The following is a 14,718-nucleotide window of genomic DNA, read 5'->3' on the forward strand; positions in this document are numbered from 1 at the left end:
GTTAGTCCAAGTAAATGTTTGGTTAGTTACAAAATCTTTATTTATAGATAGGTTCTTAAGACCTAAAGTTTATACATAGAATAACCGATACTTAATCCATAATCAGGAGAATTTAGGATTATTTTTTTCTGAATAAAATACATTGTCGCAGATATTACATAAAATCAGAATACTATGCTTCATAAGAAACTATATAGGTTTAATCGACTGGCCTGTATAGTTGGTTTTATGAAATATCCGGGTGGAAAGGGATGGAAAATGGCATTACAGCATCGTAGAGACAATTCCTTGTACCGCCGATTTCCTCGGCTTCTTTTGCTTCAGGCAGGAGAAGGAAGTGAGTTGGTGACTTCTGAAACCAACGAGCCCAATTTAGTACTGACTCGTGAGGGGAAATCATATTATTTGCATGATCTTGAGCAGCCTGGGCGGGAAGCAGAATTATTTATTTCGGGCTTTAAAGAAGTTAAACCTCAAGCGCACGTGATCTTTTTTGGTATAGGACTTGGGTATCATGTCCGTGAATTTCTGCGTAGACACCCGAATACCAGCTTCTCCGTCGTCGAGCCGGACATTGATGTGATGAATACTTTTTTACAGCATCTGAATGAAACCGATTGGCTGGCTGATAAGATGATCGAAGAGGTTATGGTAGGAGGAATGACTGGAGAAACAATCGGTACACTGCATAGGTTGGTTGACCGTGTATCTGGGGTCCTTGTTGTTCCATGGCTCCCGTATCGTTCCTTATTTGCTGCGCAATTAAAGAAATTTAATGAAATATTGTACAAAATGGTCTCTAACAAGAAGGACAAAATGGCTATCAATAACGTGTACGAAAAAAAATGGGCGTTAAACAGTATTCATAATTTCCCTTATATTTTACATAGTTCAAATTTTTTGCACGCGGGCTCAGAGCATATTAGGGACAAGCCAGTCTTAGTAATATCTGCTGGCCCTTCGCTTAACGACGAAATTGAACACCTGCGACATATTCGTGAGCACAATCTTGCTTATCTGTTTACAGTAGGATCGGCAGTGAACACGCTGGTGGAGCATGGCATTTATCCGCACGGCACGTTCAGTTATGACCCGAACGAATACAACGTAAACGTAATTCAAAAGGTGATCGACAAGCGAATTGATTCAATTCCACTTATTTTCGGCAGTACGGTCGGTAAACACACACTCGATCATTATCCAGGTCGTCTTATGCATATCATCATTTCTCAGGATGAACTCTCCAAGCACGTATTGCGGACACCGGAGGGAAATAAACCAACGATTATTAACGATGCTCCTTCAGTAGCGGTCATTGCACTCCAATGTCTGATCCAGATGAAAGCAGACCCTATTGTGTTGGTGGGGCAAAATTTAGCCTATCGGGATGAACAATATTATGCTGAGGGGATTACTCATGCCCAAGGTGTTCCAGCTAGTGCGGATTTGCCGCGTGTAGAAGGCGTTCATGGCCAACAGGTGGTTACACGACATTCTTTTATCAAAATGAAAACAGAGATGGAGTTTTACATTAGTACAGTGAAGGGAACCGAATTTATAAACACAACGCGTGAAGGTGCTGTTATTAAGGGAACATCTTTTCAGAACTTGGAAGAGATCATCCAGACACGGTTAAAAGGTGTTATTGACGACACGTGGCTGCAAACCAGCAGTAATTCGGAATACGATCTCTTGTTTCTGAGGTCACGCATTGAAGAGCTTCAGCGGGAAAAAGAGGTTTTTCAAGCCATTATGGAGCAGATTCATCATGTATTGCTCGGCATCAAACATAAGCTCAGTCTGAAGCAGGCCAATATGCTGAACGAGTCCTTTGGACAGTTTGACGACTTATTTGCCTCATTATTAGGTAATTGTTTTTTCAAAATATATGTTCTGCCTCGCCATCGTATGCGGTATGAGTTTTTGTACAGTAAAATGGACGCCATTCAGAGCAGCAGGAATCCTCTGATCAGAGGGGAACAAATTTTGCTATACTTCGGAGATTTCATATGGAAATGCCAGCAGGATTATATGGAAATCAAGAACGAGATTCATGAATTTCACCGTTCCATTCACACCTAGATAAAAAGGAGCACGTATATGAGCAAGAATAAAAGAAATAAGAATCATGTAAATCGAATGATTAAGGCAGGTGTGCTGACAACACAGGTGCTCAGCCTGGCAAACCCCTATATTTCAGCAGCGTTTGCATCGGAGAGCGTAAGCAGCAATACAACGGAGAATGTGTCGGTGTCAGACGGGTTCATACAAGACGCTCCTTCATCCCGCGTGGTTTCATCAGTCTATATGCAGGCGCAAATGGACGAGCCACCTCATTATGTCTATACATACCCCCGTGAATATGCGCATACGGTCACGCCAGACTTGGGAATGGCATTCAGTGAAGAGGTGCAACTGGGCGCAGGCCATCTGATGGTGCATCAGAAAGATGGAAGTGAAGTGGGAAGAATAAACATAAGTGGGGGAGCGATCACAGGGGGAGATATCCATTTTAGTGGTCGTAATGTGGTGATGAAACTGGACCACCCGCTGGCGGACAGCACCCAGTACTATGTAGAAGTTAGCTCGGGTATGTTTGTAGATAGCGCGGGTCAAGGGACTAACGCGATTTGGGATAAGAATACGTGGAACTTCCAGACAGCAGACACTACCGCGCCGAAGTTGGTAAAGAGAAGAACGCCTGAAGGATTGGAGCTCAGTGGTGCAGGCCAGTATGCAGGCTTTATATTGGAGTTCAATGAGCCGATGAAGTGGAACCAAGGCTATGTAAGGCTTCACGAAGCCTCAGGTGGGGCAGTGGTTCGTGAACTGCGAGTATCCGGTGCAGGGAATTTAAACAGTACGCTAGAAGGACATGATAATGTAGTCGAATTTATGCTATCAGGCGGGCTGGAGGAAGGAAAGTCTTACTATCTGGAAATCACCTCGGGAGCCCTAACGGATTTGGCAATGAATCCGTATGTGGGTACGCGTATTCCAGAGGAGTGGACGTTCCGCGTGCAAGATGAGAGACCCTATTATACCTATATGTCCCCCCACGGAAATATGTGGACGCTCACACCGGAGTTGGGAATGGCATTCAGTGAAGAGGTGCAACTGGGCACAGGTCATCTGGTGGTGCACCAGAAGGATGGAAGTGAAGCGGGTCGGATTAACGTGAGCGGTGGTACAGTCGTAGGTGGCACGGTACATATCAGTGGTCAGCATGTGCGCATGGAACTGGATCATCCACTGGCAGATAGCACCCAGTATTATGTGGAGGTCAGCTCGGGTATGTTTGTAGACCGTGCGGGTCAGGGGTCAAATGCGATTTGGGACAAGAACATGTGGAACTTCCAGACAGCAGACACCACCGCGCCGAAGTTGGTAAAGAGAAGAACACCTGAAGGATTGGAACTCAGTGGTGCAGGCCAGTATGCAGGCTTTATATTGGAGTTCAATGAGCCGATGAAGTGGAACCAAGGCTACGTAAGGCTTCACGAAGCCTCAGGTGGGGCAGTGGTTCGCGAACTACGAGTATCCGGTGCAGGAAATTTAAACAATACGCTAGAAGGACATGATAATGTAGTCGAATTTATGCTATCAGGTGGGCTAGAAGAAGGAAAGTCGTACTATCTGGAAATCACCTCGGGAGCATTGACGGATTTGGCAATGAATCCGTATGTGGGTACGCGTATTCCAGAGGAGTGGACGTTCCGCGTGCAAGATGAGAGACCCTATTATACCTATATGTCCCCCCACGGAAATATGTGGACGCTCACACCGGAGTTGGGAATGGCATTCAGCGAAAAGGTCCAACTAGGCACAGGCCATCTGGTGGTGCACCAGAAGGATGGAAGTGAAGCGGGCCGGGTTAACGTGAGCGGAGGTACAGTCGTAGGTGGCACGGTACATATCAGTGGTCAGCATGTGCGGATGGAACTGGATCATCCACTGGCGGATAGTACCCAGTACTATGTGGAGGTCAGCTCGGGTATGTTTGTAGACCGTGCGGGTCAAGGTACCAATGCGATTTGGGACAAGAACATGTGGACCTTCCAGACAGCAGACACTACCGCGCCGAAACTGGTGAAAAAGAGATCACCGGAAGGGTTGGAGCTCAGTGGAGTAGGCACGTATGCCGGTTTTATGCTGGAGTTCAACGAGCCCATGAAGTGGAACCAAGGCTATGTAAGACTCCATGAAGCCTCAGGTGGGGCAGTGGTTCGCGAACTGCGAATATCGGGTGCAGGAAATTCGAATTTTACGTTAAAAGGCGAGGAAAATATAGCGTACATTGAGCTATCAGGTGGGTTGGAAGAAGGAAAGTCGTACTATCTGGAAATTACCTCGGGGGCGCTAACAGATTTGGCAATGAATCCGTATGTGGGGATGCATACTCCAGAGGAATGGGCGTTCCGCGTACGAGATGAGCGCTCACATCGTTCTAAGGATAAAGAAACGTCAGCTCAGGATACCTCGTCAGCGGCTTCCCCAACAGAGACTAAGACTGGTGTCCTATTAACAGACGCTAAGAGGGTAACTGATAAGAGCCACACTATTCAACTTATTGGTTTGAATGATGGGGACGCCAGCCAAGCCCTGAATGTTACAAATGTTGACCAGAAAGAACTGATAGTTGATGCCTCGGGATACAGCAAAGCAGCAAAAGTAAGTATACCTTCTGACTTTTTAAAGGAATATGAGAGAGAAAATACAAAGGTGCCGATTAGTATTCACACGGCAGTAGCTCAGTTTACTCTTTCTGCTGAATTGGTTGGCAAACTGGCCTCATTATATCCTGAAGACAACCTAATCGTTGAAATTTCAGCGTTGACAGGCGAAAACAGTGCACAAGTAAGGCAGGCTATTGCTGACAGGGGTTTAGCGAATGTTGTGGTAAACCCGGTTGATTTCAAGCTTATGGCTGGAGATCAAGAGATCACTGAATTTTTTGGGCACTATGTGGAGCGAAAATTGATTGTGGATCATGAAGTTGATCCTGAGCATGTAGCGGCCGTATGGTTTGATCCTCAGACAGGTGTGTTGTCATCTGTTCCCGTATTGATTCGGAATGTAAATGGACTAACAGAGGCAATTATCAAATCAAATCATAACAGCATTTATGCTGTAGTCTCAGCAGACAAAAAGTTTAAGGATCTGGAGAATCATTGGGCACGAAAAGATGTCGAGATGCTGGCAAATAGGCTAATTGTCAAAGGCGTCCAGCCTGATATTTTTGAACCAAATCGGGCTGTAACAAGAGCTGAATTTGTGGCAATGCTTGTTCGCGGACTTGGTATGCAGGAGAAGCCGTTAACAGAGCCTTTTACAGATGTGAAAGAAAATGCCTGGTATGCTGGTAGTGTTGGAGCTGCGGTGGAAGCTGGTTTGATTCGTGGTTATGGGAATCAGTCATTTGAGCCAGAAAAGGTGATTACGCGTGAGGAGATCGCGGTCATTGCTGAAAAGGCTGCACATTACGCTCAGACTCTAAATGCCAGTCCTTCTAGTGAGAAATATAAAGAGGTTTACAGCGATGCATCTACTGTTTCTCCTTGGGCTCAAGATGCTATGGCGCAGGCTACAGAGCAAGGCTTAATTAAGGGTGTCTCTCCCGACTTGCTTGCGCCCAAACAGCAGGCGGCCCGGGCGGAGGCTACTTCCATAATAAAACGATTTTTGCAACTTATTAAGTTCACGAATTAAAAGTAACGAACTAGACGAATAGGCACCCTCTTTTTTGGCGATCCAGGTGGATCGCCATTTTTTATACTTTATATAGATGATATTATTAGATTTATTCGTGTTAATGATAGAGTTTGTCTAGCAAAAAGGAGGTGCGATGGTGATGGTGGAGGTGACTGGAATTATCGTGGCAGGTGGGCGCTCTAGCAGAATGGGACAGGACAAGGCGCTGCTTCAGCTGGGAGGGGTTACGGTACTGGAGAGAATAGCCGCTGTGTTGGGGCAGGTAGCAAAACGGGTTATTGTAGTGACCCGGGATACGCAACAGTATAGGGAGCTTGATCTGGAAACGACAAAAGACCTGTATCCCGGCTTAGGGCCTTTGAGCGGCATTCATGCGGGACTTTCTGCTTCCAGAACGGAGTGGGGCATTGTCGTTGCCTGCGATATGCCCTTTGTGCAGCCAGAGATATTGTGTGCTTTGCTTACTCACGCAACGAACTGGGCAGCGGCGCAAGAGACAAATAGTGAACAAGGAAAGCAACAAGTGCAAGGAGATCATACAACCTTGAGGGGAAAAGTCTCATCGCCCCAGCCAGTAGAACCAGCATTACAGGCAGTGATCGCCTCTGTGGATGGACGTATACATCCGCTGCTAGGCATATATCATCAAAGTGTGTTGCCGTCTGCCGAGCAATGTCTGCGTAGTGACCGTCTTCGTTTGATCGACTGGTTAGATTCATTGAACGTTCGTTATGAGATAGCGGGCAATTGGCCAGGTGCGAGCTTAGAGATGTGGCGGCAAGCTGTGTTTAATATGAACTACCCGCAAGATTATCAGACTACAGTGGAGCAATTGGAGCATATACAAAAACGTACCGAACGTGCACAGAACCTGGAAAAACCAGAACGATAACCACATCAAGAACGGAAGGAAATAACAGGAGATGAGAGAGAAGAAGTGTAATGATTTTGAGGGGAGTACATAACATGCTGGAAGCTATTATCCATGCTGTTTTATTGGCATTGGGATTGATTTTGCCTTTGGGGGTACAAAATGTATTTGTGTTTAATCAGGGGGCGTCCCAGTCGCGATTTCGCAATGCACTGCCTGCTGTCATTACAGCGGGTGTCTGTGATACAATCCTGATCACGCTTGCGGTTGGGGGCGTGTCTCTTATTTTGCAGCAATTTCTATGGCTCACGAACGTACTCTATGCGGCGGGCTGTTTGTTTCTGCTGTATATGGCCTGGACTTTATGGAGATCGAAGGCAGCTTCCTCGGGAGAAAGTCAGGCGATGCGGCCGAAACGCCAGATGATTTTTGCCGCTTCGGTATCGCTATTGAATCCACATGCCATACTCGACACGGTTGGCGTAATTGGAACCAGCTCCCTTCAATATGACGGCGGGGAACGCTGGGCCTTTGGTCTGGCCGCCGTGTCCGTATCTTGGATATGGTTTATCGGTCTGGCAACGGCGGGGCGTCTCGTGGGACGTATGGATTCGGAAGGGAAGTTTGGGACTGTGCTCAACAAAATATCGGCACTGATTATTTTAGGCTTGGCTATTTACATGGCGATAAATTTCATTACTGGTATGTGATCCAAACCTGGTTAGAAGAAAAATTTCAATACGGGCGAATACCCCGCTCAAAGCAAAGGGAACACCGATCAAAAACAGCATAAAGGCCAGACAGCCTGCACCATTTACACCGCCTGCAATTCGGGCGTCTCGAGGGTTAGATGGATTGTATAATACCTTGATCTTGCTGCCAACTCGGTTAAGGCTTAGGTTGGTGCTATAAGGATTCCAGAATTCTACGGCTTCACCTGAAGCTGTATAGAAGCGCACTTTTAATCGGCGGGTGTAGCTAGTATCTACCGGATCATCTCGGTCAAAGGGAACGACATCAATGTCTACTTCCATATGCGCATCAACGATTCCCCTTGGTACGGACCCAGTGGCGTTTGCGATAACGATGACGACGGATCGTTCTGAATCCAAAATAGATGAGTAGCAGTCCAATCAAGCTGAACAATGGCATCAGTAAATCGGAACTAAAATGAAACCAATACACATTGAAATCAATTGAGATGATAATCTACTCCTTTAAACAAAGCGATAATCAATATATCGGATGTTTTTTAGCAACAGTTTAATTCTTCCATAGAGATAACGACAGAGCTGTATGGAATATAAAAAGATCCTACTTCACCGGGAAGTGGATCTTTTTAATAGCTATGAGAATTACTTATTGCTAGATAAGGACATATCAAAATTAACATCCTCGATAAATTCGATAACCTCACCATTGGGGCTGTGGACTAATGCATTTGTTACAACTAGAGGAGGTTCGCCAAGTGTAAGCTGATTGGGTTCCACAAAGGTTCTTGCTCCGTGGGCAAGGGCTTTTTGATATATTTCATCCACATTGTCTACGTAAAATGCCAAGTGTAATAAAGCCCCGTGGGCAATCTCTTGCTCGGATGCAGCTTTTTTTCCTTGGGCAGGAATGACAGCATCATTATCAAAAATTTCGAGACAGGTTCTCTGATCGGGTGAGATCAGCATGGAAGCCTCTTGAATTCGAAAAGACGGAAGACTCCAGTGATGTCCTCTTTTAAATCCCAATACCTTGGTATAAAATGCAATGGTCGCTTGATAGTCACGGGCTTGTATGGCAACATGCGCTAGTCCCTTTACACTCATTTCAAATCCTCCTTTATATGTGAGTAAGCCTTATTATATAAATAATGATGTGGTGCTTACATATTTAAAGTAAGGCTTTTATACTATATTAATTATTAAATAAAAGTTAATTTGGGTGAAAAATGTTATTTTTTAAAATTCAGGTCAGGAGGGGCTCGATATGCAGCATCACATAGACGATATAGATCACAAAATCATGAAATTGCTACAGCATGATGCTCGGATAACTATTTCCCAAATCAGTAAAGAAATTTCGATGTCACAGCCGTCTGTTAAAGAAAGGATAATCAAGCTTGAAGAACGAGGGATTATTTCGGGATATAGTACCGTATTTAATTTACGGGAACTGAATCGAGGAACGACTACATTTATTCTAATAAAGACAGAACATTGCCAAGAGTTAGTTGAATTTTGTAGAGAGGCTAAGGAAGTTACCGATTTATTTCGCATCAGTGGGGAATTTAATTATCTCATTAAGGTACAAACCGCGTCGGTAGAGGAAATTGCAGAGCTTCAGGATTCATTAGTTAAGCTGGGGCCTTCGAAGTCGCATATTTGTATGAAAAATATACTGGAAAACAGGGTTTTGCTGTAAGCAAATCGAAAACCCACATTTGGAATATAGAGCATTCGGAATAACTGTATTTGTGAAATGAAGATAAGCGAATGCTTGGATGAAATAAAAAAAATGACGCTGAATTACAACAGCGTCACCATAATGTTCTGCTCCAGGCGCTTCACGTCCTGGAGCTCGATTTTCCCGGCCATGGCGTGCAGAGCTGCCGCTGTGCCGCAGGCCGCTCCCTGGCGTAGCATGGCAGGGAGATCCAGCCCCGTAGCCGCGCCGGTGACCAGCCCGGCGACCATGGCGTCACCGCTGCCGAGCGCGCTGACAATGTCCGCGTCTGGCAGGCTCACGCAGTAGCGCGCATCGCTCGTTACCGCCAGCGCCCCGCGCGCGCCGAGCGAGATGACGGCCAGCTGCGCTCCGGCTTCCAGCAGCTTTGCTGCCGCCGCTTCAGCGGCATCCGGGCGCGTTGCGTCGATTCCCGCGAAGTGGGCGGCCTCGTCCTCGTTAGGCTTCACGAGGTCGGGCTTTCCGCGCAGCCCCAAGCGCAGCGCCTCCCCGCTCGCGTCCAGCGCCACCCGCGCGCCGCGTGCCTTCGCCAGCGTGCACAGCTCGGCGTACAGATCGGGCGGGCAGCCGGGTGGCAGGCTGCCGGAGAATACGATCCAAGCCGAATCCTCGGCAAGGGTCTCGATTTTGCGCCGCAGTGCGGCTAATTCAAGCGGCCCAATGGTCGGTCCGCTCTCGATCAGCTCGGTCTGCGTGAGCGCGGACGGGTCGAGCACGGTAATGGCGAGACGGGTTTCCCCATGTGCCGTTTCAATGAAATCGGCACTTACGCCTTCTGCGCTCAACCCGTCAATGAGCAGCCGTCCGGTGTGCCCGGCAGCAAACCCGGTCGCTCGTACAGGCTCGCCTAGCGTGCGAATGACGCGAGCGGCATTCACGCCCTTGCCGCCCGGCACCGTGAGGCCGCCTTCAATGCGGTGGACGGCATTCAAACCGAAGCCTGCAACCGTGTAGATTTTATCCACAGCCGCGTTAAGCGTTACGGTGGTAATCACAAGGCATCACTCCTTTAAGATCAGCAATTTGCAACATTTGATGCCATTCGCTCATGCTAAGATATCAGCTTTAATCCCAATGCTGCGGCAAGAATCATGGCGATGAATAAAACGCGCAGTACGCTTTTTTGTTCACCGTACAAGAACATGCCTGTAATCGTGCTGCCAACCGTTCCAATGCCTGTCCATACGGCATAGGAGGTGCCCATAGGCAAACTTTTCATGGCATAGCTGAGTAGAGAGAAGCTAAGAACAAAGGATAAGACCATAAGCACTAAGGACTTCCAGCCTTTGCCCACCGTAACTCCCTTCATACCGATGACTCCTAACACTTCCGAGCACCCCGCGATAACCAATGCAATCCAAGCCATTATGCGCCACTCCCTTCCTGAACATCACGGTCGGTAACTAACTTCAGGCCGACCACACCTGCCAGCAAAAGGGTGATTAATAGCGTTTTGGACCATTGAAACGGTTCTCCGAATAGCAGCATTTCGCCTACGACTGTTCCCCCCGTCCCTAGTCCGGTGAATACAGCATACACTGTGCCTACAGGCAGTCGGTTCGCAGCCTTAATGATTAAATAAAAGCTGGCCACCACGGCCAGCACCGTTACAATCCAGGCGAGTATAGAGTCCGCATGCTTCAAACCCGATACCCATACCACCTCAATCAGACCTCCAACAAAAACGTAAATCCAACTGCGATTCATGATGAATGTTCTCCTCAAAAATAAATTTTATAAGTTCGACGGCTTCACGCTTCATGAGGTGAAGTTAACGTAATCCCACGCCAAAAAATAGGCCATGCAGCGTTCAGTCTCCGGTGGTAATTGATGCTTCCACTGTACAGGAGCTCCACCATGACCCCGTCCACCAGTGTCATGTAAGCCAAAGCCACATCCACGGGCTCCATATGCCCAAAGGGTTCCCGATCCCGTGTATTCCGGAGGCGGCGAGTTAATTTTCGCTCCATTTTATCCAGAAAAGGATTAACAATATCCAGCACCTCGTGATACAACGATACAGGCGGAAAGAAGGAAAAACGAAGCATAAACTTGGCTGAGTCGTTGCTCTCATATTCCTGTCCCATCCAAAACAAGAAGTCATGCAGGGTATGCTTAAGCGGCTGATCTTTACGTTCCGTAAAGTATTCGAAAATACGTAAATTCTGCTCTTGAAAAGCGTACCTAGCCACCTGTAGAAACAGATCCTCCTTGCCTTGGAAATGCGCGTATATAGACGGTTTTCGGATACCAACCTCAGCGGCAATACTGCTCAAGGAGGCTCCCTCATACCCATTGGTGGCAAATTGAAAAAGAGCGGCCTTTCGAATCTCTTCCATCCCCATTATTGTCACCTACCTAACGTTCGTTAGTTTATTCTTGCACGAAAAAAAGTAAGTGTCAACCCAGCATCATTGCGTTCTGTATAAAGCTTTTCTTTGGATTTTTTTTATCAACATTTTAATAAAAAAGTGGGAAGAAATAAGGGGCTCATGTACAATATAATGAAGAATACTTGTCAAATGCAGTCCACTGGAAGTGAGGTTAGTTATGAGGCGAAGCTTACTGGCCGTATTGATCGCGGCTATGGTGTTTATTATTTATTATTTTGGCTTGTTTAATTACATCGGCAAAAATGAAGGAACTGTCATCAGTATTTTTTCCACCCTGACAGTGATCTCCATCAGTCTGATTATTTTTACGGAGAATCGTAATCCCTCCACTACGATGTCCTGGATTTTGCTGCTGGCATTGCTGCCAGTCGTTGGACTTCCTCTTTATTTTCTGTTTGGGCAAAATGTATTCAAGCGTCGCAAGTATGATAAAAAGGCATTGCGTGACCAACAGGCTTACGACCGCATAGAAAAGGATGCTTTGCGAGTCAAACGAGATCTGACCTGCTTTACAGATGAGCAGCAACAGTTAATGCGTTTGGCCCGCAGACTGGCCCGCTCCCCGATTTATTTTGCGACAGAAACTCAAATTCTGAACAATGGAGATGAAACCTTCTCCACTTTGCTGAAAGAACTGCGCAAGGCGCAGCATCATATCCATATGGAATATTACATTTTCCGGTCGGATGATATCGGTACCAGCATTCAGAAAATTTTGATCGAAAAGGCTAAAGCGGGTGTTAAGGTTCGGTTTATGTACGATGCGGTGGGCAGTATTCAGTTGTCGAAGTCATTTTTAAAGGAAATGAGAGATGCAGGAGTAGAGGTCGTTGCGTACGGCGGCGCTCGGATCTTGTTCTTCTCCAGCCGGGTAAACTATCGTAATCACCGTAAAATTGTAGTCATCGACGGTAATATCGGATTAATTGGCGGTCTAAATGTGGGAGATGAGTATCTCAGCCGCAACAAAGCCTACGGCTTTTGGCGTGATACGCATATGATTGTGAAGGGCGAAGCTGTACGGACGTTGCAGCTTATATTTCTACAAGATTGGCTTCACATGACGGGTGAGTCGGTGCTCGATAGCGAATATCTGTCTCCCAATATTGAACCAATTACGGACGGAGGCGTGCAGATTATTGCCAGTGGCCCGGATAATGAGCGGAGAGTGCTCAAAAATCTCTTTTTCTCCATGATCACGTCCGCCCGAAAATCAGTCTGGATTGCCACTCCTTATTTTATCCCGGATGAAGATATCCTGACTGCCTTACGGATGGCTGCCTTGTCTGGGTTGGACGTGCGTATTCTGTTTCCCGCTAAACCGGATAAATGGCTACCGTTCCTCGCGTCTCATTCGTACTTCCAGTCGTTACTGGAGGTTGGAGTCAAGGTATATGAATATGAGAAGGGGTTCCTCCACTCCAAGCTCCTCATCATTGACGGGGAAGTTGCGACGATCGGGACAGCCAATATGGATATGCGTAGCTTTCATTTGAATTTTGAAGTTAACGCTCTGTTAATTCAAACGCACAGTGTGCAGCAGATGGTAACAGACTACGAACGAGATTTGCACTCTGCCAGTCTGATTGTACGTGAAGAATTCATGAAAAAACGTCTGTTCAAACGTTTGATGGAATCGCTCGCGCGGCTGCTTTCACCGCTGCTGTAAGCATAAACGAATTCGCTACAGCAGTATCCCGTAGTTAAAATGTAGTAAAGCCTAAAATATCCTGTAGACGGTATATAATATCTTTCCAAAATGTTGAATGATCCTCGTAAGCTGCTAGATCCAAACTGTATTCAGCCCCCTGATTATTCCATAGCTTATCAAAATAGGCCGCAACCTGTCGGGTCAGCTTGCTGTCCGCCGGAGCGGCCACCCACAACTCATTTTCCAGATTCAAATCATCCAGATTACGGGGGGTCAGATTGGTAGAGCCACCCCAAATGATATGCTCTCCTTGCGCCTTGGCGATATAAATCAGTTTGGTATGGAACTGCTCATGGGTGGTATGATACCAGCGAATTTGAATGTTCCCGCCCGATTTATCGGACAACTCCTGGGCAACCGGACGATTGGGGATGCCGATTTTTTCCTGACCAAACGCGTTTTGATTGGGGTCCAGTAGCAGTTGGATGTTTACACCGCGCGCAGAGGCATCCAGCAGGCTATTCAATACTTTGCGGTCAGCTAAATAAAACATGCCCATATGAATGCTGTCACCTTTCTTCGTCTGCCCGATGCCATCCAGAACCGAGGTGTACACCTTGCCCTCAGTTAGATATTTGATCCGGTAGCTGTCCTTACCCGATGGAACTTTGGGTTCGGCCTGTGGTGTATAGGCAGGAAGCTGCCCACCACCCGAGAAGTCCAACACCGCCTGCTCTGTTTGTAAAATGTCTCCGATGATAGGCCCCTTCACCTCCAGCGCTACATTGGAGTGATAGGCGCTCGCGTCGTGCACGTTGCCTGTAGAAATGAGCGCTGTCTGTTCGTTGGCAACCAATTTTCGGTGATTGGCCTTGACGTTTAACAGCTTAAGATAGGAGCGAGCCGTAACATCAGGTCCGTCACTGGCCATAAGGTTGGGAATCCAGCCTGTGCCCTGCTGCCCGAACCATTGGAAAAAGGTACGCCACACCGCCGAATAGATGGGCGTGGAGTCCCGCAACGGGTCTACATCGGTCTGCACGACTTGAATCCCTGCTCGCTTCATATTCTCCAACAAAGGATTGGGGGCAGAATTGTAGTTGCTATTGACTTCATCTGTAATGAAAAAGATAGGCATATCCGGATGAGCTTTCTTTTTGGCAATAAGATGATCGGTCATTTGTGCGCTGACTTGGGGGAAGCGTTGACCTTTATGCTTATAGTCATTGAACAGAAACAGGTCGATGACAATAAATTGTTGGGCTTCATCAATGATCCCGAGCATACGATTCAAAATTTGACCTTCATGCTGTACAGTGCTTCCATCCCCGGTGGGATAGGTCAAATCTGTCCAGAAGTTTACCTCATGGGTCGAATACTCCTGACTCTCATAAGAGACGAACGGAGGCAATGGTTTATGGGTCTGATACAGCATGACGGCAATCAGCCAGAGGATAAGTACCAGAATGGCGATTTTAAAAGCCCGACCCTTTTTCTCAGTTCTTCTTTGATATTCCGGCACAGAATGCAGCGGATCACGTGTAGTCATATGACGATCAACTCCTCAATTGAATGCTGCATTCCATTTTATCGTGCCGGAACATGCAGTTTTATGATGGGATACTGTCAAGTTATTA

Annotated in this window: 13 protein-coding genes; 6 read left to right on the top strand and 7 right to left on the bottom strand. The window is 46.8% G+C overall.

Features of this window, described 5'->3' with window-relative positions:
* Positions 1 to 258: 258 nt before the first annotated feature.
* The 4 genes from MHB46_RS16505 (at position 259) to MHB46_RS16520 (ending at position 7,293) form a co-directional block, all read left to right on the top strand.
* Positions 259 to 2,082: a motility associated factor glycosyltransferase family protein gene (locus MHB46_RS16505; RefSeq protein ID WP_165177783.1), complete on the top strand. Its 1,824-nt coding sequence runs from the start codon at positions 259 to 261 to the stop codon at positions 2,080 to 2,082.
* Between the two features lie 18 nt (positions 2,083 to 2,100).
* Positions 2,101 to 5,709, top strand: a complete 3,609-nt coding sequence (locus tag MHB46_RS16510; RefSeq protein WP_341162890.1) for an Ig-like domain-containing protein — start codon at positions 2,101 to 2,103, stop codon at positions 5,707 to 5,709.
* Positions 5,710 to 5,851: 142 nt separating this feature from the next.
* Positions 5,852 to 6,604 (top strand): molybdenum cofactor guanylyltransferase, encoded by a 753-nt coding sequence (gene mobA, locus MHB46_RS16515; RefSeq protein WP_341163760.1) that lies wholly within the window; start codon positions 5,852 to 5,854, stop codon positions 6,602 to 6,604.
* Between the two features lie 74 nt (positions 6,605 to 6,678).
* The gene (locus MHB46_RS16520) at positions 6,679 to 7,293 is read left to right on the top strand and encodes a LysE/ArgO family amino acid transporter (RefSeq protein WP_165177779.1); all 615 of its coding nucleotides are present in this window, start codon (positions 6,679 to 6,681) and stop codon (positions 7,291 to 7,293) included.
* On the opposite strand, the gene MHB46_RS16525 is transcribed toward MHB46_RS16520, so the two are convergent.
* Together MHB46_RS16525 and MHB46_RS16530 are read right to left on the bottom strand one after the other, a co-directional pair.
* Positions 7,246 to 7,695, bottom strand: a complete 450-nt coding sequence (locus MHB46_RS16525; protein WP_341162891.1) for a DUF3592 domain-containing protein — start codon at positions 7,693 to 7,695, stop codon at positions 7,246 to 7,248. The two genes, MHB46_RS16520 and MHB46_RS16525, sit on opposite strands and share 48 nt — an antisense overlap.
* A 243-nt stretch (positions 7,696 to 7,938) precedes the next feature.
* Positions 7,939 to 8,400: a VOC family protein gene (locus tag MHB46_RS16530; protein WP_341162892.1), complete on the bottom strand. Its 462-nt coding sequence runs from the start codon at positions 8,398 to 8,400 to the stop codon at positions 7,939 to 7,941.
* Between the two features lie 160 nt (positions 8,401 to 8,560).
* Here MHB46_RS16530 and MHB46_RS16535 point away from each other — a divergent pair, with 160 nt between their 5' ends.
* Entirely contained in the window at positions 8,561 to 8,995 is a 435-nt protein-coding gene (locus tag MHB46_RS16535) for an Lrp/AsnC family transcriptional regulator (protein ID WP_341162893.1), read from the top strand.
* Positions 8,996 to 9,099: 104 nt separating this feature from the next.
* Here the strand turns inward: MHB46_RS16535 and MHB46_RS16540 are convergent, their stop codons facing one another.
* From MHB46_RS16540 to MHB46_RS16555, 4 genes are read right to left on the bottom strand one after another with little or no spacing between them, the layout of a single operon-like run.
* On the bottom strand, positions 9,100 to 10,032 hold the full coding sequence (locus MHB46_RS16540) for a 1-phosphofructokinase family hexose kinase (protein ID WP_341162894.1): 933 nt from the start codon (positions 10,030 to 10,032) through the stop codon (positions 9,100 to 9,102).
* A gap of 56 nt (positions 10,033 to 10,088) precedes the next feature.
* Positions 10,089 to 10,403: a DMT family transporter gene (locus tag MHB46_RS16545; protein WP_013312355.1), complete on the bottom strand. Its 315-nt coding sequence runs from the start codon at positions 10,401 to 10,403 to the stop codon at positions 10,089 to 10,091.
* Positions 10,403 to 10,744, bottom strand: coding sequence for a DMT family transporter (locus MHB46_RS16550; RefSeq protein WP_341162895.1), 342 nt, complete (start codon positions 10,742 to 10,744; stop codon positions 10,403 to 10,405). Before MHB46_RS16550 ends, MHB46_RS16545 begins: the two co-directional genes overlap by 1 nt.
* 44 nt (positions 10,745 to 10,788) lie before the next feature.
* The gene (locus MHB46_RS16555) at positions 10,789 to 11,382 is read right to left on the bottom strand and encodes a TetR/AcrR family transcriptional regulator (protein WP_322155121.1); all 594 of its coding nucleotides are present in this window, start codon (positions 11,380 to 11,382) and stop codon (positions 10,789 to 10,791) included.
* Positions 11,383 to 11,587: 205 nt separating this feature from the next.
* Here MHB46_RS16555 and cls point away from each other — a divergent pair, with 205 nt between their 5' ends.
* The gene (gene cls / locus MHB46_RS16560) at positions 11,588 to 13,099 is read left to right on the top strand and encodes a cardiolipin synthase (protein ID WP_341162896.1); all 1,512 of its coding nucleotides are present in this window, start codon (positions 11,588 to 11,590) and stop codon (positions 13,097 to 13,099) included.
* Between the two features lie 34 nt (positions 13,100 to 13,133).
* On the opposite strand, the gene MHB46_RS16565 is transcribed toward cls, so the two are convergent.
* Complete coding sequence (locus tag MHB46_RS16565) at positions 13,134 to 14,630, bottom strand: phospholipase D family protein (RefSeq protein WP_341162897.1); 1,497 nt, start codon at positions 14,628 to 14,630, stop codon at positions 13,134 to 13,136.
* Positions 14,631 to 14,718: the final 88 nt, after the last annotated feature.

The organism is Paenibacillus sp. FSL H7-0703 (assembly GCF_038003485.1).
Classification (GTDB): domain Bacteria; phylum Bacillota; class Bacilli; order Paenibacillales; family Paenibacillaceae; genus Paenibacillus; species Paenibacillus polymyxa_B.

Bases quoted from the DNA above. Each gene is read 5' to 3' on its own strand.
- MHB46_RS16565 (WP_341162897.1), bottom strand. From the start codon at position 14,630: ATGACTACACGTGATCCGCTGCATTCTGTGCCGGAATATCAAAGAAGA.
- MHB46_RS16505 (WP_165177783.1), top strand. From the start codon at position 259: ATGGCATTACAGCATCGTAGAGACAATTCCTTGTACCGCCGATTTCCT.
- MHB46_RS16510 (WP_341162890.1), top strand. From the start codon at position 2,101: ATGAGCAAGAATAAAAGAAATAAGAATCATGTAAATCGAATGATTAAG.
- MHB46_RS16555 (WP_322155121.1), bottom strand. From the start codon at position 11,382: ATGGGGATGGAAGAGATTCGAAAGGCCGCTCTTTTTCAATTTGCCACC.
- MHB46_RS16520 (WP_165177779.1), top strand. From the start codon at position 6,679: ATGCTGGAAGCTATTATCCATGCTGTTTTATTGGCATTGGGATTGATT.
- MHB46_RS16530 (WP_341162892.1), bottom strand. From the start codon at position 8,400: ATGAGTGTAAAGGGACTAGCGCATGTTGCCATACAAGCCCGTGACTAT.
- MHB46_RS16550 (WP_341162895.1), bottom strand. From the start codon at position 10,744: ATGAATCGCAGTTGGATTTACGTTTTTGTTGGAGGTCTGATTGAGGTG.
- cls (WP_341162896.1), top strand. From the start codon at position 11,588: ATGAGGCGAAGCTTACTGGCCGTATTGATCGCGGCTATGGTGTTTATT.
- mobA (WP_341163760.1), top strand. From the start codon at position 5,852: ATGGTGGAGGTGACTGGAATTATCGTGGCAGGTGGGCGCTCTAGCAGA.
- MHB46_RS16545 (WP_013312355.1), bottom strand. From the start codon at position 10,403: ATGGCTTGGATTGCATTGGTTATCGCGGGGTGCTCGGAAGTGTTAGGA.
- MHB46_RS16535 (WP_341162893.1), top strand. From the start codon at position 8,561: ATGCAGCATCACATAGACGATATAGATCACAAAATCATGAAATTGCTA.